At 72.2% G+C, this 20375-nt stretch carries 18 protein-coding genes; 7 read left to right on the forward strand and 11 right to left on the reverse strand.

The annotated features are described in order from the left end of the window. The first annotated feature begins 47 nt into the window (after window positions 1-47). The 4 genes from JAO84_RS31625 to JAO84_RS31640 all read left to right on the forward strand — a co-directional run bounded on the left by JAO84_RS31625 (window position 48) and on the right by JAO84_RS31640 (window position 3263). Window positions 48-785, forward strand: coding sequence for a response regulator transcription factor (locus tag JAO84_RS31625; RefSeq protein WP_370415895.1), 738 nt, complete (start codon window positions 48-50; stop codon window positions 783-785). Then, window positions 782-2284 carry a sensor histidine kinase gene (locus JAO84_RS31630; protein WP_370415896.1) on the forward strand — a complete coding sequence of 501 codons (1503 nt, stop codon included), beginning with the start codon at window positions 782-784 and terminating at the stop codon, window positions 2282-2284. Before JAO84_RS31625 ends, JAO84_RS31630 begins: the two co-directional genes overlap by 4 nt. A 121-nt stretch (window positions 2285-2405) precedes the next feature. Further along, window positions 2406-2738 (forward strand): GYD domain-containing protein, encoded by a 333-nt coding sequence (locus JAO84_RS31635; protein ID WP_370415897.1) that lies wholly within the window; start codon window positions 2406-2408, stop codon window positions 2736-2738. Between the two features lie 6 nt (window positions 2739-2744). Then, window positions 2745-3263, forward strand: coding sequence for a flavodoxin domain-containing protein (locus JAO84_RS31640; protein ID WP_132916188.1), 519 nt, complete (start codon window positions 2745-2747; stop codon window positions 3261-3263). 86 nt (window positions 3264-3349) lie between these two features. On the opposite strand, the gene JAO84_RS31645 is transcribed toward JAO84_RS31640, so the two are convergent. From JAO84_RS31645 to JAO84_RS31655, 3 genes are all read right to left on the reverse strand, one after another. Continuing rightward, on the reverse strand, window positions 3350-6286 hold the full coding sequence (locus tag JAO84_RS31645) for an ABC transporter permease (RefSeq protein ID WP_370415898.1): 2937 nt from the start codon (window positions 6284-6286) through the stop codon (window positions 3350-3352). 2 nt (window positions 6287-6288) lie between these two features. Continuing rightward, entirely contained in the window at window positions 6289-7035 is a 747-nt protein-coding gene (locus JAO84_RS31650) for an ABC transporter ATP-binding protein (protein ID WP_370415899.1), read from the reverse strand. Between the two features lie 88 nt (window positions 7036-7123). Beyond that, window positions 7124-8284 (reverse strand): nitrate/nitrite transporter, encoded by a 1161-nt coding sequence (locus JAO84_RS31655; RefSeq protein WP_370415900.1) that lies wholly within the window; start codon window positions 8282-8284, stop codon window positions 7124-7126. A 292-nt stretch (window positions 8285-8576) separates the two neighbouring features. On the opposite strand from JAO84_RS31655, the gene JAO84_RS31660 reads away from it, so the two are divergent. From JAO84_RS31660 to fdhF, 3 genes are read left to right on the forward strand one after another with little or no spacing between them, the layout of a single operon-like run. After that, on the forward strand, window positions 8577-8834 hold the full coding sequence (locus JAO84_RS31660; protein ID WP_370416923.1) for an SHOCT domain-containing protein: 258 nt from the start codon (window positions 8577-8579) through the stop codon (window positions 8832-8834). A 44-nt stretch (window positions 8835-8878) separates the two neighbouring features. After that, window positions 8879-10573, forward strand: coding sequence for an NAD(P)H-dependent oxidoreductase subunit E (locus JAO84_RS31665; protein WP_370415901.1), 1695 nt, complete (start codon window positions 8879-8881; stop codon window positions 10571-10573). Continuing rightward, a complete protein-coding gene (gene fdhF / locus JAO84_RS31670) occupies window positions 10570-13305 on the forward strand; it encodes a formate dehydrogenase subunit alpha (protein ID WP_370415902.1) in 2736 nt (911 codons plus the stop codon). The genes JAO84_RS31665 and fdhF overlap by 4 nt, the downstream gene beginning before the upstream one ends. Here the strand turns inward: fdhF and JAO84_RS31675 are convergent. Genes JAO84_RS31675 through JAO84_RS31710 form a run of 8 tightly spaced genes read right to left on the reverse strand, consistent with a single transcriptional unit; the run spans window position 13276 to window position 20322 of the window. Beyond that, on the reverse strand, window positions 13276-13503 hold the full coding sequence (locus tag JAO84_RS31675; protein WP_370415903.1) for a hypothetical protein: 228 nt from the start codon (window positions 13501-13503) through the stop codon (window positions 13276-13278). The genes fdhF and JAO84_RS31675 overlap by 30 nt on opposite strands. Continuing rightward, the gene (locus JAO84_RS31680; RefSeq protein WP_370415904.1) at window positions 13490-14170 is read right to left on the reverse strand and encodes a CBS domain-containing protein; all 681 of its coding nucleotides are present in this window, start codon (window positions 14168-14170) and stop codon (window positions 13490-13492) included. Before JAO84_RS31680 ends, JAO84_RS31675 begins: the two co-directional genes overlap by 14 nt. Next, the gene (locus tag JAO84_RS31685; RefSeq protein ID WP_370415905.1) at window positions 14170-14439 is read right to left on the reverse strand and encodes a phosphopantetheine-binding protein; all 270 of its coding nucleotides are present in this window, start codon (window positions 14437-14439) and stop codon (window positions 14170-14172) included. Before JAO84_RS31685 ends, JAO84_RS31680 begins: the two co-directional genes overlap by 1 nt. Continuing rightward, window positions 14436-15776, reverse strand: a complete 1341-nt coding sequence (locus JAO84_RS31690) for a 2-oxo acid dehydrogenase subunit E2 (RefSeq protein WP_370415906.1) — start codon at window positions 15774-15776, stop codon at window positions 14436-14438. The genes JAO84_RS31685 and JAO84_RS31690 overlap by 4 nt, the downstream gene beginning before the upstream one ends. Window position 15777: 1 nt before the next feature. After that, window positions 15778-16788 (reverse strand): alpha-ketoacid dehydrogenase subunit beta, encoded by a 1011-nt coding sequence (locus tag JAO84_RS31695; RefSeq protein ID WP_370415907.1) that lies wholly within the window; start codon window positions 16786-16788, stop codon window positions 15778-15780. After that, window positions 16785-17849 (reverse strand): pyruvate dehydrogenase (acetyl-transferring) E1 component subunit alpha, encoded by a 1065-nt coding sequence (gene pdhA, locus JAO84_RS31700; RefSeq protein ID WP_370415908.1) that lies wholly within the window; start codon window positions 17847-17849, stop codon window positions 16785-16787. Before pdhA ends, JAO84_RS31695 begins: the two co-directional genes overlap by 4 nt. Beyond that, the gene (gene acsA, locus JAO84_RS31705; RefSeq protein WP_370415909.1) at window positions 17849-19648 is read right to left on the reverse strand and encodes an acetate--CoA ligase; all 1800 of its coding nucleotides are present in this window, start codon (window positions 19646-19648) and stop codon (window positions 17849-17851) included. The genes pdhA and acsA overlap by 1 nt, the downstream gene beginning before the upstream one ends. After that, the gene (locus tag JAO84_RS31710; protein ID WP_370415910.1) at window positions 19645-20322 is read right to left on the reverse strand and encodes a CBS domain-containing protein; all 678 of its coding nucleotides are present in this window, start codon (window positions 20320-20322) and stop codon (window positions 19645-19647) included. The genes acsA and JAO84_RS31710 overlap by 4 nt, the downstream gene beginning before the upstream one ends. Between the last annotated feature and the right edge of the window lie 53 nt (window positions 20323-20375).

A 20375-nucleotide genomic window follows, 5' to 3' on the forward strand; every position in this document is an offset into this window, starting at 1 on the left:
TGAGGGTGGGCCTCCGGCCCCGCGCCGTCCGGCATCCTGGAAGGACCATGAACCCATCGCCGCGTACCGAGGTGCGCCGCCCCGACGGCACCCGGCCCAGGGTGCTGGTCGTCGACGACGAGCAGGATCTCACCGAGGTGCTGGCCGCAGCCCTGCGCGCCGAAGGCTGGGAGGTGCGCACCGCGGGAACGGCCGCCGAGGCGACCGCGGCCGCCGAGGACTTCGGCCCGGACGCGGTGGTCCTGGACTGGATGCTGCCGGACCACGACGGCCCGCACGTGCTGGCCCGACTGCGCGCCGCCCGTCCCACCTTGTGCGTCCTCTTTCTCACCGCGCGCGACGCCGTCGAGGACCGGATCGCCGGGATCACGGCCGGCGCCGACGACTACGTCACCAAGCCGTTCAGCCTCGAGGAGGTACTGGCCCGGCTCCGGGGACTGCTGCGCCGGGCCGGGCTCGCGGAGGCCGCACAGGGCGGTGGACCTCGGCTGGTCCTCGCCGACCTCGTCATGGACGAGGAGGGCTACGAGGTCGCCCGCGGCGGCGTCCCCGTCGACCTCTCCCGCACCGAGTTCGAGCTGCTGCGCTACCTCCTGCGCAATCCGCACCGCGTGCTGTCCAAGCGGCAGATCCTGGACCACGTCTGGCGGTACGACTTCGGCGGCCGCGCCCATGTCGTCGAGCTCTACATCAGTTATCTCCGCAAGAAGATCGACGCCGGCCGGCCGCCGCTCATCCACACCGTGCGCGGCGTCGGCTACGTGCTGCGCCCCGAGCGCCGATGATCCCGCAGCGCCCGTCACGCGCCCGTGGATGGCGCGTACGCCCCACCCTGCCGCACTCCCTTCGAGCCCGGCTGACCACCGGGCTCGTCGTGCTTCTCGCCCTCGCCTGCGGCATCGTCGGCCTGGTCACCGTACTCGCCCTGCGCAGCTTCCTGGTCAACCGTCTCGACCAGCAGATCGTGGCGAGCGGCGGTCGGTTCGCCGTCAGCCTCGAACACGAGGACCGGCCCGACGCCGACGGCTGGGGTGACACCCGGGGGCAGGCCGACGGGACTCTCGGGGCCCGGCTGCTGCGGGGCCGGATCGCACAGGCCGCTGTGGTACGCGGCACCAGCGATGTCACGGTGCCATTGACCGCCGACGACGCGCGGGCGCTCGCCGCCGTGCCCGCGGACGCCCGGCCCCGCACCCTGCGCCTCGCGTCCCTCGGGACGTACCGTGTCGCCGCCTGGAGCGGCGACGACGGCGACGTCCTGCTGTCGGGACTGCCCCTGCACCCCGTCGAGGAGACGGTGGAGCGGCTCGCGGCCGTGGAGACGGTCGTGTTCGCGATCGTCCTCACCGCGGCCGGGGTGATCACCGCGGCCTGGACCCGGTTCTCCCTGCGCCCCCTCGAACGCCTGGCCGCGACCGCCGACGAGGTGACCCGACTTCCGCTCGCCGCGGGGCAGGTCGCCATGCCCCCACCGCTGCCCGGTACCCGGCCGGACTCCGAGGCGGGCCGGCTCACCGGTGCGTTCAACCGGATGCTCGGCCATGTCGGCGACGCCCTGGACCGCCGCCACGTCGTCGAGGAACGGCTGCGCACCTTCGCCGCCGACGCCGGACACGAGCTGCGCACTCCCGTCGCCACGGTGCGGGCCCGCGCCGAACTTGCCCTGCGCCATCACGGGGACACCCTGCCCGACGAGGCCCGGCACGCGTTCGAACGCATCGATGCAGAGTCCCGCCGCATGAGCCTCCTGGTGGACGAACTGCTGCTGCTGGCCCGGCTCGACGCGGGACGCACCCTGCGCCGGGACGTCGTGGACCTGACCCGAGTGGTTCTCGATACCGTGGCGGACGCGAGGGCCCGGCACCCCGGACACCTGTGGGAGCTGGACCTTCCCGAGGAGCCCGTCCATGTCACTGGCGACGCCGACCGCCTCCACCAGGTCCTCGGCAACCTCCTTGCGAACGCCGGTGGCCACACACCGGCCGGTACCCGAGTCGTCGTCGGCCTCACCGCCGACGCGGAGGGGGTGACCCTCACCGTCACGGACGACGGTCCCGGCATCCCCGCCGAGCTGCTGCCCGGCGTCTTCCACCGGTTCACCCGGGGCGACTCCTCGCGCTCCCGTGCGACCGGCTCGACCGGGCTTGGACTCGCCATCGTGGACGCCGTGACCCGCGCCCACGACGGCCGGGCGACGGTCACCAGTCGACCCGGCCACACCCGCTTCACTCTGAGGCTGCCGGCGCGGCGTGACGGCGACGGCACCTCCGGTGGCGAAGCCTAGGGCGTGCCTCGGGTGGGCTGTGCCGGTCATCGTGCCCGGCTGTTCGGGGGATCCGCGGGCCACATCCGACGTCTCTCCACCCCAGCGCGGGCATCGGTGGGGGAAACGAAGGAGAGACCCGATGCCGCTTTATCTATCCAGGTTCAGCTACACGCCGGAGACCTGGGCGAGGTTGATCGGGCACCCCGAGGACCGCGCAGAAGCCGCTCGGTCGTACATCGAGTCTGTCGGTGGGAAGCTCCACGGCTTCTGGTACGCCTTCGGCACGCATGACGGCTACAACCTGTGGGAGGCACCGGACAACGTTTCCATGGCTGCGGTCGGGCCGGCGATCAGTGGGGGCGGCGCGCTCAGCTCGTTCGAGACGACCGTTCTCCTGACCGTCGATGAGACACTGGACGCCCTGGGCAGAGCCGGGCAAGTCCGGTACCGGGCTCCCGGCGCGGAGCGGTGAGCTGCAGTGGCCTCCGTTCGGGTGCTCTATGCGTCCGAGCATCACTCCACGGAGGAGATCGCCGACCGGATTGGTGAGCGATTGCGCCTGAACGGACACCATGTGGAGATCCAGGCGCTGCCCGCGCCCTCCGATAGGCAGGGGCCTTCGCCGGGCGAAGCGCTTGTGCTGGGCAGCGCGGTCCATGACGGCGCTTGGCTGCCGGCGGCGGAAGGCTTCGTCAGGAGCAATGCTGATCGCATGGGCGATCAGCCGACGTGGATGTTCAGCGTCGGAATGGCCGCGGCTTTGCCCGGGCCGTTGCGCCGACTTGCCGAACGCAAGGTGCAGCCGCGTATCTCTGCTCTCGTCGAGGTCGTCCGTCCTCGGGACCATAGGCGCTTCTCGGGCGTGATCCGGCGCGAGCACCTCGACCGGAAGGGTGCCTTGTTGTTCCGGCTGCTTGGCTGCCGTTACGGGGACCACAGGGATTGGGCGGCGATCGACGCCTGGGCGGACGACATCGCCCGGGAGCTCGTCGCGTGACGAGGCGGCGGTGCGCTGGGAAGTGGATTTCGTGACGGCGGCGCCTCACCAGTGGGTTGGCCAGATGAGCTGTCCCGGGTTGCCCGTCATTCGGTGACGCGGACCGCGAGGGCCGGGCGGATGGCGGCCGCGCGCCGTGCTGGTCCGATCGTGGCCAGGAGCGACGCGACGAAGGTGGCTGCCGCCAGGCCGCCGACGCTGGCCCATTCGACGGGGAACCCTCCTTCGAGGCCCTCGAATGCGGCGCTGTTCCGGTACATCAGCCAGGTCGTCAGCACGCCCAGCAGCGATCCGAGCACGATTCCCTCCACCGCGACGAAGGCACTCTCCCCCAGGAAGGACCGCTGGACGGTCCGCGCCCGGAAGCCGAGGGCCCGGAGGATTCCGATGGTGCGGCGGCGTTCGCGTACGGCTCGGACCATGACGACACCGAGGCCGGTGATGCCCACGCCGAGGCCGAGGACGAGGAAGCCCTGCATGAGGCGGAAGAAGGCGGTGCTGGAGTCGAACTGGCGGCGGATGTCCGACTCGATGGGCGTGGCGACCAGGCTGGACGACAGCTGCTCGCCCTGCAGGCGGGTCGCCAACGCGTCGGGTGCGGTGCCAGGGCTGGTTCTCACCAGTGCGGAGGCGTTCTGTGCCTGGTTGCCGAAGAGTTCGTGCGTGGCCCGCACGCTCATCACCACGGGGTAGGTGGTCGAACTCGCGCCGGTGCCCGGGTAGAAGACCATGCCGTTGCTGAGCACGCCGGCGATGACCTTCTGTTCGCTGCGGCCCGTCCGGGGATCCGTCAGCGTGAGGGTGTCCCCGGGGTCGTAGTAGTCGCCGGCCGGGCCGCCGGTGCTGCCGAAGAAGCCGTCGAGCACGACGTAGCGGGGGTCGGAAGCCAGGGCCCGCCATACAGCGGGGTCGTCGGCCAGGCCGGGCAGCCGCTCGCGGAACGTGATGCCGGTGATCGCCCCGTCGGGTACGCCGACGACAGCGGTGTCCAGGGGCTGAGGGCTGCGACCACCCGGATCGGTGGCCCGTCCCGTGGCGTTGAGCAACGGTGTCACGGCGGAGATCCCGGCGGCCGACGGGCCGCCGCGCAGATCGGAGACGAGCCGATCGCCCGCGACCTCGGGGTTGTAGTCCAGCCGAAGGGAGTATCCGGCGGTGGCATCGGCGACGACGCCGTCGACGCCGGCACGGAGAATGCCCGAGATCTCCGTCAGGAGCACCAGGACGAACACGATCAGCGTGTACATCACCAGCGTCGCGCCGGTCCTGAAGCGCTTGGCCAAGGGGTACGCGACCGCGAGCCGCGCCGCGAGGCCACCCTCCGTCGGCCGCCGGAGGAGCCGCCGTACGGGGCGGAGCAGGGTCTTCTGGTTGTCGCTGACGAGCACCACGGCGGAGAAGGCGGCCAGGGCGCCCTGGATGACGTACACGGACATCGACGGCGTGTCGAAGATCCGGGGACGTATGACGGGCGCCAGGAGCGTCCAGGCCAGCACGGTCCCGGCGACCAGGGTGGTGACCGTGTGACGGGGAAGGACGCGCAGCAGCGCCGGCGCGGCGAAGGCGAGGGCGAGCGCCGGCAAGAGGTACGTCGCGTCGGGCTGGCTGCGTGCCACGGCCGGGACGGCCGTGAACCCGCACAGGACGGCCAGGGTGGTGGAGACCGCGAGCAGACGGCGGCGTGGACCCTGTCCGGGCGTGGCGGGGAGGTCGCGGATGGCGGCGATGATGTTGAACCTGCTGATGCGCATGCTGGTCGTGAGGATCGCGGCGAAGGCGATGAGCAGGCCCATGGCCAGTCCGTTGAGGACGCTGGTGGGTGTGATGGCGAAGGCAATGCGGATGCTGCTGCCGCCGACCGACCAGCCCTGGAAGATCTGCGCCGCCACCACGGCGACACCCCAGCCGACCGCGACCCCGATGGCCACGCCCGGCAGCGCGGACAGCAACGCGTACGTCGCCCCTTCGAGGGTGAAGGACCCGACCAGCCGCGAGCGCTTCATCCCCACGGCCCGCACCATGCCCATCTGGGACTTCCGCTCCTCGCCGAGCATCACGAAGATGTTCACTAGCAGCAGGGCGCCCGCGATGATGCTGAAACTGCCGATCATGAGGAACAGGGCTCCGAGGGAGTCCCCGGCCTGCTTGGCGTCCCGCAACACGGTGTGCTTCGGAGTGTCGATCGCCGTCTGGCCGGCGAGCGGGCCCAGAGCCTGCCGGATGTCGGTGGTCACGTGTTCGGTCAGGGCTTCGCCGCTCTCGACGCCGCCCCGGTTGGACACGAAGGTGACCGAGCGCGGCTCCGTGCCCGAGGCCCGGGCGGCGGCGTCCAGAGCCTGCGGCGGGAGGAAGATGTCGCGGTTCAGCCTGCCGCCGAGGCCCACACCGGCGAGGCCCTGCTCCGGGACCACACGCTCGACCCGGTACGTCTGGGGTGCGCCGAACAGGTACACCGTGATCGGGTCACCGGCTCCCACACTCAGGGACCGGGCCAGCGGCTCGTTGACCACGACCTGACCGGGCTTCGGGTTCGGTCCGTCGAGACCGGAGTCGCCACCTGGCGCGCCGAACCGCGATGCCTTGTCGAAGTCCATCTGCCAGGCCAGGACGCGCGGCTCGGCGACCTTGCGGCCGCCGGCACCGCTGACGGCGGATGCCTGCGCGGCCCCGGCATTCAGAACACCGTCGACATCGGGATCGCCGACCAGGCCGGCCAGGCGTTCCGTGACGACGCGCCCGGTCGGTCCAGGGGGTGCGACGACGCGCTCGTCCACCGGCCCCAGAGTGCGGTACGCCTCCTGGCGTACGGAGAAGTTCAAGGTGTCACCGACGACCAGGGCGCCGATGACGATGGCCGTGCCGAGCATCGATCCGCCGATCACCAGCGCTGCCTCGGTGCGCCGGCGGGCGACCTGCCGGAAGGCCAGCCGTCGTGACACCGGCTGCCGTACGGCCACCAGCACCAGGGCCGCGAGGGCGAGCGCGAGGGCGCTGAGCAATGGGACGAGGAGGTTCGGGTACATGGTCAGCCCATGGGGAAGTCACGGATCGCGGCCGGAGCGGTGACGGCCTGGCGGACGTCGTCGACCAGTTGCCCGTCGCGCATCCGGATCAGCCGGGGGACACGCGCGCCGATGGCGCTGTCGTGCGTGACCAGGACGATCGTCTGGCCCTCGTCCTGGTTGAGCTCGCACAGCAGGTCCATGACCTGGTCTGCCATCGCGCTGTCCAGGTTGCCCGTCGGTTCGTCCGCCCAGACGATGGCCGGACGTCCGGCGAGGGCGCGGGCGATGGTCACCCGCTGCTGTTCACCGCCGGACATCTCGCTCGGCCGGTGCTCGACCCGGTGGCCGAGGCCCACCCGGTCGAGCATCTCCAGGGCTCTGCGGCGCGCCTCGCGCGGCCGGGTGCCCACGAGCAGCAGGGGCAGTTCGACGTTCTCCACGGCGGAGAAGACGGGGATGAGGTTGAACGCCTGGAAGACGAAGCCCATGGTGTGGGCCCGGTGCTCCGTGCGCGCGGCGTCCGACATGGCGAACAGGTCGTGACCGTCGACCTCCACCCGACCGCCGTCGATGTCGTCGAGTCCCGAGAGACAGTTCAGCAGCGTGGTCTTTCCGGAACCGGACGGACCCATGACCCCGACCATCTCGCCGCGGCGTACGAGGAGGTCCAGGTCGAGCAGGGCGGTGACCGCGACGGAGCCCGTCCGGTAGATCTTGCGTACCCCGGTGGCGACGAGGAGTGCCCGGTCGGTGTTCATGGTCTCCATCCCAACCTCCGGAGGAAGCGCTGCGCTACGGCCACCCAGGCCCGACAAGGGGCCGAAGGGCCCAATCGCCGTGACTTCGCCGCTGCGATCAGGCGTCAGCGGTCGCTCGGGCGCGTCTGCGGACAGCGGTGGCGGCCAGGGTGCCCGCGGCCGTCGCGGTGACAGCGAGGAGGACGAACCCCCACGTGTAGTCGTGGGCGATGCTGTCGACCGCTCCCATCACGAGGGGTGGGAAGAAGCCTCCGAGACCGCCCGCCGCCCCGACAACTCCCGTCACCGAGCCGACCCGCTCGGCCGGAACCAGACGTGCGACGAGCGCGAAGACGGCCCCGGACCCGGCTCCCAGGCCGGCGGCCATGCCGAAGAAGGCCGCCGTTCCCACCGGGACCAGGCCCGCCTCGAACGCCGCGACCAAGGCGCACGCCGAAACGACACCGTACGAAACAGTCAGTACGGGGACGGGGTGAGTACGGTCCGAGAGCCAGCCGCCCACCGGCCGCATCGCCACGGCGAGGACGACGAATCCCGCCGTCCGCAGTGCCGCGTCGGAGCGGCCGAGCTCGTAGGCCCGGGTGAGGTAGGTCGGGAGGTAGACGCTGAACGCGACGAACCCTCCGAAGGACACGGCGTACAGGAACGCCAGCTGCCAGGTGGCCGGCGTCCGCATGGCCAGCGCCGTGCGCGACACCATCGAGCCCGTCGCCGTCGCGCGTCCCGGACGGTCGCGGAGCAGGAACCGGGCCACCGCGGCGTACACGGCGAGGCAGCCGGCCACGAGATCGAAGGGGAAGGCGCGCCCGACGGCGTCGGCGAGCTGGACGGTGGTGAACGCCGACAGGGCCGTACCACCAGTGCCGATGCCGAAGATTCCGAGGGCGACACCCCGCCGTGCGGGTGGGTACCAGGCGTTGACGAACGGTACGCCGACGGCGAAGGCCGTACCCCCGAGCCCGAGGAGGAAGCCGCCTACGAGCACCTCGGCCAGCGAGTCGGCCAGGTGGCCCAGATACAGCACGGGCAGGATCGTCAGGGCCGCGACGAGGGGGAAGACCCGGCGTGCACCCCAGCGGTCTGTCAGCGCTCCGGCCGGGATCCGGCCGAGCGCGCCGACCACCACGGGCACGGCGACCACCAGCGACTGCTCGAAGGAACTGAGGGCGAGGTCGTCCCGGAGCCGCGGGCCGAGCGGGGCCAGCAGGGCCCAGGCCCAGAAGCAGAGCGCGAACCCGGTGGTGGCGAGGACAAGCATCTGCCACGGTCGCGGCGCGTCCGCAACCGGTCGGCTTCCCGTGTTCCGGACCATCGTGACCTCCCGGCAGTGATCCGCGTGGGCAGCGTGTGCCCTGCCGCTTCCCACACTCCGGCCGCCAGGATCTCGGTCCCAGGGGCCACTCGTTCCCTTCCGTGACCGTGCGGCCCTGCGGCATGGGCCGGTCGGCCCTGTGCGGGGCGCCCCGAGCAGGGCACGGTGGGAGTGACGGACAGGACGCGGGCAGGAGTGTCCGGCTCCTGCCCGTCCGCCGTCGGGAGTGTGAGTGGCGATGATGTTCTGGTACGGCAACGGCATGAACGGATGGGGCTGGTTCGCCATGTCGGCCGGGATGGTGCTGTTCTGGGGGCTGCTCATCACCGTCGCGGTGATGCTCTTCCGCTCACTGGACCGCGCCGCGGAACGGCCTCGGGATTCCGGCCCGGCGGCGTCGGCCGAGCAGATCCTGGGCGAACGACTGGCGCGCGGTGAGATCGACGAGGAGGAGTACCGCCGGCGCCTGACCGCCTTGCGCAGCGCGGGACCGTGACCGGTCGGGATGCGGGCGCGGGCGCGGCCGCTCACCCTGGGACCATGGCCGGTCGGATGCCCGGGGAGCCGGGCCGACGCCCCGACGCGCTCCGTGAGCTGACCGCTCGGCACGGAGGGCGCGGAGGGCTGTTGCCGGCCGCGCTGGAGCGTGTCAGGGCGGGCACCGCCGAAGAACCCGAGGAGTGGGCGCCCCAGGTCGCGGCGGCAGCCGGACTCCCGGCCGCCGCGGGACTCGGCCCCGCCACCTTCTTCGCCGATCTCGCCGCCCCGCGCGGCGAGCGGCATGTGCGGGTGTGCACGGCCACGGCGTGCTTCGCCGCGCGGGGCGGGGAGCATCTGGCGGAGGTGGAACGCGCTCTCGGCGTGGTGGCGGGCACGGTCGACGAGGCGGGTTCGACCTCGCTGCAGACCGTGCACTGTCTCGGCTACTGCTACGCGGGCCCCGCCGCCCTCGACGGCACCCTGCCCCGTACGGGCCCGGACCTGGCCGACCAGCTCCGCGGGCGGACGGAACCGCGCACGCCGGGCATCCCCGCGGCCGACACCACCGGGGCGCCCGTCCTGCTCGCCGGGATCGTGGGAGGGCAGGACGCCTGGGACGTGTGGCGCCGGGCGGTGGCCGGACTGCGGCCCGACGACGTACGGCGGGAGACCGCCGCCTCCGGACTCCGTGGGCGGGGCGGCGCCGGTTTCCCGGTGGCCGACAAGTGGGCCGCGGCGGCGGGGAAGCCGGGAGCGGTCGTCGTCGCCAACGGGGACGAGGGCGACCCGGGCTCGTACGCCGACCGGCTGCTCATGGAGGAGGACCCCGAGCGCGTCCTCGCGGGACTCGCCCTGGCCTGCTTCGCCTGCGGCGCCGGGCGCGGGACCGTCCTGGTGCGCTCCGAGTACCCGAGGGCCATGGCCCGGCTGCGCCGGGCGGTGGAACGCGCGACGGAGGCGGGCGACCTGGCTCCTTCGGCCGGGGCGGCCGGTCCGCGGCCGTTCGTCGAGGTCGTCGAAGGAGCGGGTTCCTACGTCTCCGGCGAGGAGACCGCCCTCATCGCCCGCCTCGAAGGCGCCCGCGGCTGTGCGCGCCCCCGGCCGCCCTACCCCACGGACCACGGCCTGTGGGACAGGCCGACCGTGGTCAACAACGTGGAGACCCTGGCAGCCGTGCCCTGGATCGTCGCCCACGGCGGAACGTCCTACGCCCGACGCGGCGTGCCGGACGAGACCGGCACCAAACTGGTCTGCCTGTCTGAACGCTTCGCCCGGCCCGGGGCGTACGAGGTCGAACTCGGCACTCCCATGGGCGAGGTCGTCACCCGGTTCGGCGGTGGTCTCAAGGACGGGCGCGAGCTCGTCGTCCTCCAGATCGGCGGACCCCTCGGCGGCTTCCTCGCCGGGACCGCCCTCGACGTCCCGCTCACCACGGCGGCGCTCGCCGAGCACGGCGCCGCCCTCGGCCACGGCGGCATGGTCGCCTTCGACGCCGACACCGATCCGCGCGAACTCATGAGCCACATCTGGGAGTTCGCCGCCGACGAGAGCTGCGGAGCCTGCTCGCCCTGCCGGGTCGGCACCCGGCGAGGGCTCGGACTCGCGCGGGACCGGGGCGGTCCGGGGGAGACCTACGAGCGACTGGCACGGCTGATGGGCGAGGCGAGCCTCTGCGCCTTCGGCCGCCGTGTCCCCGCCGCCGTCCGCAGCCTCGCCCGCGCCTACGGGCCGGCCCTGGAAGGATGGGACCGATGACCCGGCTCCAGGTCGACGGCGTTCCGGTCGAACTGCCCGCCGGGGCCTCACTGCTCGACGCGGTACATGCAGCCGGAGCCGACGTGCCCACCCTCTGCCACGACGACCGCCTCCGGCCCGCCGGCTCCTGCCGGACCTGCCTGGTCCGCGCCGACGGCCGGACCGTCGCCGCCTGCGTCACACCCGCGACTGCGGACCTCACCGTCGACACCGCCGACGAGGGTCTGCGGAACCTGCGCCGGGACGCGGTCGCCCTGATCGCCTCGGCGCTCCCGCCGCACGCACTCGCCGACAGCGCGCACAGCGAACTGGCCGAGACGTGCCGGGCCTTGGGGATCACGGCGGAAACGGCCGCCGACGGCTCCACGCGCGGGCGGGACGAGAGCCACCCGTACGTCCACCTCGACCGCGACCTGTGCATCGCGTGCGGCCGCTGCGTACGGATGTGCTCCGACGTCCAGGGCACGTTCGCGCTCACCCTGACCGGGCGCGGCGCCGACACGGTCGTCGCCCCGGGAACCGGCGGCGCCTGGGCCGAATCCGACTGCGTGTCCTGCGGCGGCTGCGTCGACACCTGCCCCACGGGGGCGATCACCCAGCCCGGACCCGGCCAGGGCCTCACCTCCCGGCAGACACCGGCAGACCGCGTGCGCACCACCTGCGGCTACTGCGGAGTCGGCTGCACCCTCGACGTCGTCGTCCGCGAGGACCGGGTCGCCGCCGTGCTTCCCGCCCGGGACGGCCCCGTCAACCGGGGCCACGCCTGCGTCAAGGGCCGTTTCGCGTACGGATACCTCGGCTCCGCCGAGCGCCTCACCGAGCCCCTGCTCCGTGAGAACGGGGTCCTGCGGCCCGCGAGCTGGGCGGAGGCCGTGGACCGGATCGCCGACGGCCTGCGCGCGGCCGTCCGTGACGGCGGGCCCGACGCGGTCGCCGCGATCTCCTCCGCCCGTGCCACCAACGAGGAGAACTACCTCGTCCAGAAGTTCCTGCGGACCGTCATCGGCACCAACAACGTCGACAACTGCTCCCGCCTCTGCCACGCCCCTTCCGCCGCAGGACTCACCGCGTCTTTCGGACGCGCCGGCGGCACCGATGCCTTCGACGACGTCGAGACCGCCGACTGCCTCCTGGTCGTCGGTGCCAACCCCGTCGAAGCCCACCCCGTCGTCGGCGCCCGCCTCCTGCAGCGGGCGCTCTCAGGTGCCCCCCTGATCGTGGCCGACCCCCGTGACGTGGGTCTCGCCCGCCATGCCGACGTACACCTGCGTCCGCGCCCCGGTACGAACGTCGCCCTCTTCCACGGCCTCGCCCACGTCCTCGTCGACGAGAACATGACCGACGGGGGCTTCCTCCGCGAACGCGCCACCGGACTGGACGAACTCACCGACCTGCTGGCCGACTACCCGCCCGAGCGGGTCGCAGAGACCACCGGAGTCCCCGCCGACGACATCAGGAAGGCCGCCCGGCTCTACGGTCGCGCGGAGCGGCCGGCCGTCGTGTACGGGCTCGGGGTCACCGAGCACCTGCACGGCACCGACGGCGTCCGGACCCTGGCGAACCTGCCCATCCTGCGCGGCGCCGTGGGAGGCACCGGCCGCGGGTTCGGCATCAGCCCCCTGCGCGGTCAGAACAACGTCCAAGGCGCCTCCGACATGGGCGCCCTGCCCGATCTGCTGCCGGGCTACGGCCGTGTCACCGACCCGGAGGCCCGTGCTCGCGCAGAGGCGGTGTGGGGGCGACGGGTCCCCGAGCGGCCGGGGATGCGCATCCCCGAGATGTTCGCGGCGGCCCGGGACGGCAGGCTGCGGGCGCTGTGGGTGATCGGTGAGGACGTGTGCGCGACCGATCCCGACAGCCGGCGGGTCGCGGAGGCCCTCGACGCCTGCCCGCTCGTCGTCGTCAACGAGCTCTTTCTCTCGGAGACCGCCCGACACGCCGATGTCGTCCTGCCCGTGGCCTCGTGGCTGGAGAAGGACGGGACCTTCGTCAACTTCGACCGCCGCTTCCAGCGCGTACGGCAGGCGGTGAACCCGCCTGGAACAGCGCGCTCCGACTTCCAGGTCGTGCACGCCGTCGCCGAGGCCCTCGGTGCCGACCTGGGGTGCCCCACCCCGGCGGCGGCTCTCGCCGAGTGCGGACGTGTGACGCCTCTCTTCGCCGGTCTCTCGCACGAGCGGATCGACCGGGAGGGGGCCGTGCCCTGGCCCTGCCCCGCACCGGACCAGCCGGGCGAACGCACCTTGTACAGCACGGAGTTCGCTACTCCCGATGGGCGCGCGCACCTGTCGGCGGCCCCCTACCTGCCGCCTGGCGAGGAGCCGGACCAGGACTATCCGCTGGTGCTCGTCACGGGGCGCCGCTGGGTCCACTACAACTCCGGAAGCATGACCCGGCGCGGCGGCAACCTCCTCCTCGACGCGCAGGACCGCCTGGACCTGCATCCCGAGGACGCCGCACGCTACGGACTGCGGGACGGCATCCCCGTCACCGTCGAGAGCCGCCACGGACAGGCGCGACTTGTCGCCCGTGTCGGGACGGAACTCGCTCCGGGGCAGGTCTTCTGCGCCTTCCATTTCCCGGCCAGCGGGGTCAACTCCCTCACCTCGGGGCACGCCGACACCGTGACCTCGTGTCCGGAGTACAAGGTCACGGCGGTACGGCTGCGGCCCGCTTCATCCCACGACCCTTCGGCCCTGAGGTCAGCCGTGGGGGACGAGAGCGACCGGTGACTGACTGTGGCCGATTGCCGAACCGTCGGGCTCTCGCGCCTCGAACGGCAGTAGGACATCCGGCGACGTTTCCTTCACATGGACCAGGTGCGCTCCGGTGTCGCGCAGCACCGCCTCCTCCGCCGCCCCCTGCGCGGCGGCGTTCGCCTGATCCTTGCCGTCCCGCCGACCACGATGCTGTGCGTCATGATCGTCCACCTCCTCGTGCGGTGTCGTCGATGTCGTAGGTGAGACGGGTCGAGGAGACCGAGACCACTCCGTCGACCGTCGCGCACATGCGCTCGACGGCCGGGATCATGCCGCGGAAGCGGAGCTTCCCGGTGAGGCCGACCCGCCCGTCACGCACGTCGACCGTGAGCGAGGTCGGGTCGAGACGCAGAGTGGCACCGAGCACGTCCTCGACGATCTCCCGGCGGATGTCGTCGTCCTGGCGGAGGAAGATGCTCAGGAGGTCGCGGCGGCTCACGATGCCCGCCAGGCGGTCATCGTCGTCGACGACGACGAGCCGCTTGATCCCTTGGACCTCCATGAGCCGGGCCGCCTCCGCCACGGTCCAGTCGGGGCGGGCGCACACAGCGGGTGCGGACATCAGGTCCTCCGCGCGCGTTCCCTCGGCCTTCGCCCGCTCCCACGCCTCGAGACCCGGCACGCCCGGCATGTCTCCCGGGGTGGTGGCCTGGTCGGCCGTCTTCCTCATGAGATCGCCCTCCGACACGACTCCGATCACCCGGTTCTCTCCGTCCACCACCGGCAGCGCGGTGACTCGGTGCTGCGACAGCACCCGCACGATCTCCTTGAACGGCGCGTCGCCGCGGATGCTCACCACCTCACGGGTCATCAGCTTGTCGATCCTGCGGTGTCGCATCACCCGCTCCTTTCCTGCTCGGACTCACCCGCTCCGGCCACCAGGCGAGCGGCGCAGCCGTCCCAGGTGACGAGGGCTGGGTAGTCGTCCTCGGTGAGTTCCCTCCCACTGAGTTCGGCGAGCGCTTCCACGAACTCGAGGAAGTCCAGCGAATCCATCTCGAAGGTGTCCCGCAGGGACACGCCGGGATCGAGCCCTGTGAAGTCGGCGCCGGGGACGACGCGCTGCACGGCCTGCCGAACGAACGCCTTCGCCTGGTCGTGGTTCACAGTTCCTCCGGGTGTTGCAGGAGCCGGTCCAGGGCGGTCAGGAGACGCGCGCCGGTGGCGCCGTCGGCGGCTCGGTGATCGGCGGACAGCGTCGCCGTCAGCACGGGACGTACTCCCAGCAGGCCGTTCACGGCCACGGGCCGCTCGACGATCCTGCCGAGGCCGACGAGTGCGACTTGCGGCGGGTAGACGACGCCGAACACGGCCTCGACGCCCTGGTCGCCGAGGTTGGTGACGGTGAGGCTGGGGTCGACGGTCTCGGACGCCCGGAGTCGGCCGCCCCGTGCCCGTGCCACCAGGTCCTTGAGCGCGGCCATCACCTCGGTCACGGAGAGTGTGTCGGCGTGGGCGAGGGCGGGTGCGACGAGGCCGCCGCCCCGCAGGGAGACCGCGACGCCCAGCCGGACCTCTTCTGAGGGGACGAAGCCGTCGTCACCCCAGTGCCCGTTGAGCTCGGGCACTTTCCGTGCCGCCAGCGCGACGGCCTTGAACGTGAGTGCTGCGGGCACCAGCCGTGCGGAGAGCGGCAGTTCGCGGTTGCGGGCGTGCATCCATTCCAGGGCCGCTGCCATGTCCACGGTAGTGGCGAGGTAGAAGTGCGGGATCTCCCGCTTGGATCGGCTCATGAGCCGGGCCGTGGCCGCCCGCGCCATGTCCGCCGCGGCCGGCCGCTGCGCGCCCTCGGCGGCCGCGGCGGAACGGACGTCATCCGCGCGGACGGTGCCATCCCGACCCGTGCCGGTCACATCGGCGAGGTCGACGCCGAGCTCGGTGGCCAGCCGTCGTGCGAGCGGAGAAGACTTCACACGTAGCGGGGCGGGACGCTCCTTGGCCGAGTCGTCGTCGCGCACCGGCTTCACCGGCCGTGCCGTGGGGGCGGTCTTGTCGCGCTCTGGTGCCGGTGCCGGTGCGGGTTCCGCGTGCTCCACGTCCGCGCGGGTGATCCTGCCTCCCGGGCCCGAACCATGGACGACGGAGAGGTCGACGTGCCGGTCCTGGGCGAGTCGGCGGACCAGGGGCGTCGATGGCGGCGGGCTTTCGGCAGGTGGACTTTCGGGCGGTCGGCTCTCAGCCGGACTGTTTTCGGCCGACGGGCTTTCGGAGGTCGTGCCGATGCGTGCCAGCGGGGCGCCCACCGGCACGGTGGTGCCCTCGTCCACGAGGAGGGCCTCGACCGTACCGCTGTGGAAGCACTCCACCTCGATCGCGGACTTGGCGGTCTCGACCACCGCGACGACGTCGCCGCGCGTCACGCGGTCACCCGGGTGCACCAGCCACTCGGAAAGCATGCCCTCGTCCATGTCGGCGCCGAGCGCGGGCATCGTGAACTCGGCCATCTCAGCTCACCGCCCGGCGGGCCGCCGCCACGATTCCTGCCGGCTGGGGGAGCGCCGCCTGCTCCAGCCGGCGGGCGTAGGGGATGGGGACCTCCGCGCTGCAGACCCGTTCCACGGGTGCGTCGAGTTCGAAGAACGCCTGCTCGCAGATGCGCGACTCGACCTCGGCGGACAGACTGCCGCTGCGCCAGCCCTCGTCGACCACGACGGCCCGGTGGGTCCGCCGGACCGAGCCGACGATCGTGGCGTCGTCCAGCGGCCGCAGCGACCGCAGGTCGACGACTTCCGCGCTGATCCCCGCGCCCGCCAGTTCTTCCGCGGCTTCGAGGGCCTTGGGCACGCAACCGCCGTACGCGACGACGGTGACGTCGTCGCCCGCGCGGCGGACGGCCGCTCGGTCGAGGTCGACCTCGTGGACGGCCGGGTCGAGCGTGCCGGCCGCGTTGTAGAGGCTGCCGTGTTCGAAGAGCAGCACCGGATCCGGGTCGGCCAGTGCGGCGGACAGCAGATGGCGGGCGTCGTCGATCGTGGCCGGCGCCAGGACACGGAGGCCGGGGATGTGGGCGTACCAGCCCTCGAGGCTGTGGGAGTGCTGAGCGGCCAGTTGCCGTCCCGCGCCGGTCGTCATGCGGATCACCAGCGGCACGCCGAGCTGCCCGCCGGACATGTGCCGCAGGGTGGCGGCGTTGTTGAGGATCTGGTCGAGTGCCAGCAGGCTGAAGTTGACCGTCATGATCTCCACGACCGGCCTCATCCCTGCCAGTGCGGCGCCGATCCCTGCTCCGACGAACGCGGACTCCGAGAGGGGGGTGTCGCGGACTCGATCGGGGCCGAACTCCTCCAGGAGGCCGAGGCTCACGCCGAAGCATCCGCCGTAGCGGCCCACGTCCTCGCCCATCAGGAAGACCCGGTCGTCCGATGCCAACGCCTCGCGCAGGCCCTCCCGGAGGGCCTCCCTGAAGGTGGTGGTGCCGTCTTCGGGATGCGCCCGCGGTCGCGTACGCGTGCTCATGACGGAACCTCCTCGTGTCGGCCCGTGACATGGAGCAGCAGGTCTTCGGCCGGCTCCTCGGGAGCATGTTCGGCCGCGCGGACAGCTCGGTCGATCGCCTCCATGACCTCGTGGTCCAGGGCCTCTTGGGCGTCCGGGTCGAGGAGGCCGGCCTTGCGCATGCCTTCGGCGAGTCCCGTGACGGGGTCGTGCTTCCTCCACTCCTCGACCTCGCCCTTCGGCCGGTACCGGTCCGGGTCGTACATGGAGTGCGCGCGGAACCGATACGTCCGCATCTCCAGGAAGTGCGGTCCGTTGCCGGCCCGAATCGACTCGACCGCTCCGCGCGCCGCCTTCTCGACGGCATGTACGTCCATGCCGTCGACGGCCCAGGCCGCCATGCCGTACGACGCCGCCCTCATCGCCAGGTCCGTCTGGGCGTGTTCGCGGGCGAGGGCCGTCCCCATCGCGTACAGGTTGTTCTCGCAGACGAAGAGCACGGGCAGTCCCCACAGGGCGGCGAGGTTGGCGGTCTCGTGGAACTCGCCCTCGGCGAAGGCCCCGTCGCCGAAGAAGCAGCAGGTCACCCGGGAATCGCCGCGCATCCGGTCGGCGAGGGCGAGGCCGGCGGCGAGCGGCAGGCCGCCGGCGACGATCGCGTTGCCGCCGTAGAAGCGGCGCGCGGCGTCGAAGAGGTGCATGGAGCCGCCGCGGCCGTGGCTGCAGCCGGTGGTCTTCCCGTACATCTCCGCCATCACGGCCTCGGGCGGTACCCCACGGGCAAGCGCGTGGCCGTGTTCGCGGTACGTGGAGACGACCGCATCCTGCTCGGAGAGCGCCTGGTGGACACCGACGGCGACCGCCTCCTCACCGATGTAGAGGTGGACGAAGCCGCGGATCGCCGCCGCGCTGTACAGCTCGACACACCGCTCCTCGAAGCGCCGGATGAGCAGCATCTGCCGCAGCAGGTCCAGGTCGTGGGCCGCCGCAGGGGAGAGGGCGGGCGTCGCGGGTCCCCGAGCGCGACGGGGCCGCTTCTTCTGCGATGTCCTGGCGGACGTGCCGCCATGTGCGGTGGCCATCACGGCTCCTTCCCCGAGGGCCTGGCCGTTCCGGCCGGTTCGGGTGCCTCCAGCGTCGACACATCGCCCTCGGGCAGGCCCAGTTCGCGGGCCCGCAGCAGGCGGCGCATTACCTTTCCGCTACGGGTGTGGGGCAGGTCCTCGACGAACTCGATCTCGCGAGGGGCGACAGCCGGCCCGAGGCGCCGACGGGCGAACGCCAGGACGTCCCGCCGCAGTTGGGGGTCGGGCGGATACTCGGGGCGCGGCAGCACGAACGCCTTGACGATCGTGCCCGCCAGCTCGTCAGGGCGGCCGATGACACCGGCCTCGGCGACGGCCGGATGCTCCATGAGGGCGCTCTCCACCTCGAACGGCCCGATGAGGTGCCCCGCGGACTTGATGACGTCGTCGGCGCGGCCCACGAACCAGTACCAGCCGTCGGCGTCGCGGCTGACCAGGTCGCCGGTCAGGTACCACCCGTCAGCGAAGCACGCCTCGTAACGCTGCGGTTCGTGGAGGTAGCCGCGGAACATCGACGGCCAGCCGGACCGGAGGGCGAGCTCGCCCTGAGCGCCCGGCTCCTGAAGGATCTGGACGTGCCCGCTGGTGACCGCCGCCCGTCCGTCCTCGCCGCACGCCAGAACGGCTGCCTCGACACCCGGAAGCGGTCGGCCCATCGACCCCGGCCGCACCGGATCGGCCGCGAAATTGGCGATCATGATGGCACCGGTCTCGGTCTGCCACCAGGTGTCGTGGACCGGAAGCCCGAGTGCTTCCCGCCCCCAGTGCACGGCCTCGGGATTGAGGGGCTCGCCGACGCTCGCGACGAACCGGAGCGACGAGAGGTCGTGACGCGCGGTCGGCGCGCTGCCGTCGCGCGGTGCGGCCCGCATGAGCATGCGGAGCGCGGTGGGAGCCGTGTACCAGACGGTGACGTGCTGGTCGGCGAGGATCCCGTACCAGCGGGCGGGGGCGAAGTCTCCTTCGTCGACGACGGTCGTCACGCCGTGGGTGAGCGGGGCGATGATGCCGTACGACATGCCGGTGACCCAGCCGGGGTCGGCGGTGCACCAGAAGACGTCGCCTTCGTGCAGGTCCAGGGCGTAGGCGGCGGTCACGTGATGGGCGAGGACCGCCTCGTGCACGTGTACCGCGCCTTTGGGGGTGCCTGTCGTGCCGCTGGTGAAGTGCAGCAGCGCCGGCTCCGCCGGATCGGTCGGTTGCACCGTGTACTCGTCCGGCGCGGCGTCCGTGAGCGCGGGGAACGAGAGGGTGCCCGGGGGCGGGTCGGCTCCGGGGTCGAGGAGCAGGACGTGCCGCAGGTGCGGAAGCCGGGGCCGTACCGGGGCCACCTTGCGCTCGTACAGCTCCCGGGTCGTGACCAGCGCCCGGGCGTTGCCCAGCTCCATGCGCAGTGCGACGGGTTCGGGACCGAAGGCGGTGAACAGGGGGCACAGGACTCGCCCGGCACGCAGCGTTCCGAGGACGGTGCTGTACAGCTCGAAGCGGCGGCCGAGCAGGGTGAACACCCGCTCGCCGCGTTCCAGGCCGAGCGTCTCCAGCACGTGCGCGAAGCGGGAGCTCCCGGCCGCGAGCCGGGCGAAGGTCATCGCCGCCACGGAGCCGTCGCGGCCGACGCAGCGCAACGCGACGCGATCGCCGTGCCCCTCACGCAGGTGCCGGTCGACCGCCTCGTATCCGATGTTGATGCCGCCGTCCGGAAGCCCGGCGAGCCGGGACCGCTCACGTCGCCAGGAGAACGTGGCCCGGGCGCTTTCGTAGTCGGGCATGACCGGCGCCACCCACAGAGCGTTCATCGCGGTGGCTCCACGTCGAGCGCGAGATTGTCGTAGGCGTACTCGATCGATTCGTGCAGGGCGACCACTCCGTCGACCGAGCGGCAGAGCCGCACGATCACGCGGACGTCGGCGCGTTCGTCGACTCGACCCGTGAGCCTGACGACTCCGTCGTCGACGGTCACGCGGATCGTGTCGGGAGCGAGGCGCAGGGTATCCGCCAGGACGTCGTGCTCGATCTCGTCACGGATCGCGGTGTCGCTGCGCAGGAAGGGCCGCAGCAGGTCGCTGCGGCTGATGATTCCGACGAGCCGCCCGGTCTCGTCCACGACGGGAAGCCGCTTCACTCCCTTGCGGTGCATCGTCCGGGCCGTCTCGACGAGATTCCAGTTCGGCTGTGCGGTGATGGCCGGCGAGGTCATCAGCTGGACGGCCGTCTCCGCATCGGGCAGCCCTCGCTCCTGGGACAGGAGTCGGACGCCCGTCGCACGGCCCTCCAGGTCGGGGAGCTCGGTGGTGGCCCGCAGCAGGTCGGCCTCCGAGACCACGCCGAGCAGGCGTCGGTCGGGGTCGACGACCGGGACCGCGGAGACGTCGTGTTCGGCGAAGAGCCGGGCGATCTGCTTGAACGGGGTCTGGGGGGCGGCGGTGACCACGTTGTGGGTCATCACCTCGAAAACCGTACGGTGCTGCATGACGGTCCTCCTTCACGGGACGAGGCGGCCCCGGTAGATCTCACCCTGCTGCG

It is taken from the genome of Streptomyces fradiae, from assembly GCF_041270065.1.
In the GTDB taxonomy this organism is placed as follows: Bacteria; Actinomycetota; Actinomycetes; order Streptomycetales; family Streptomycetaceae; genus Streptomyces.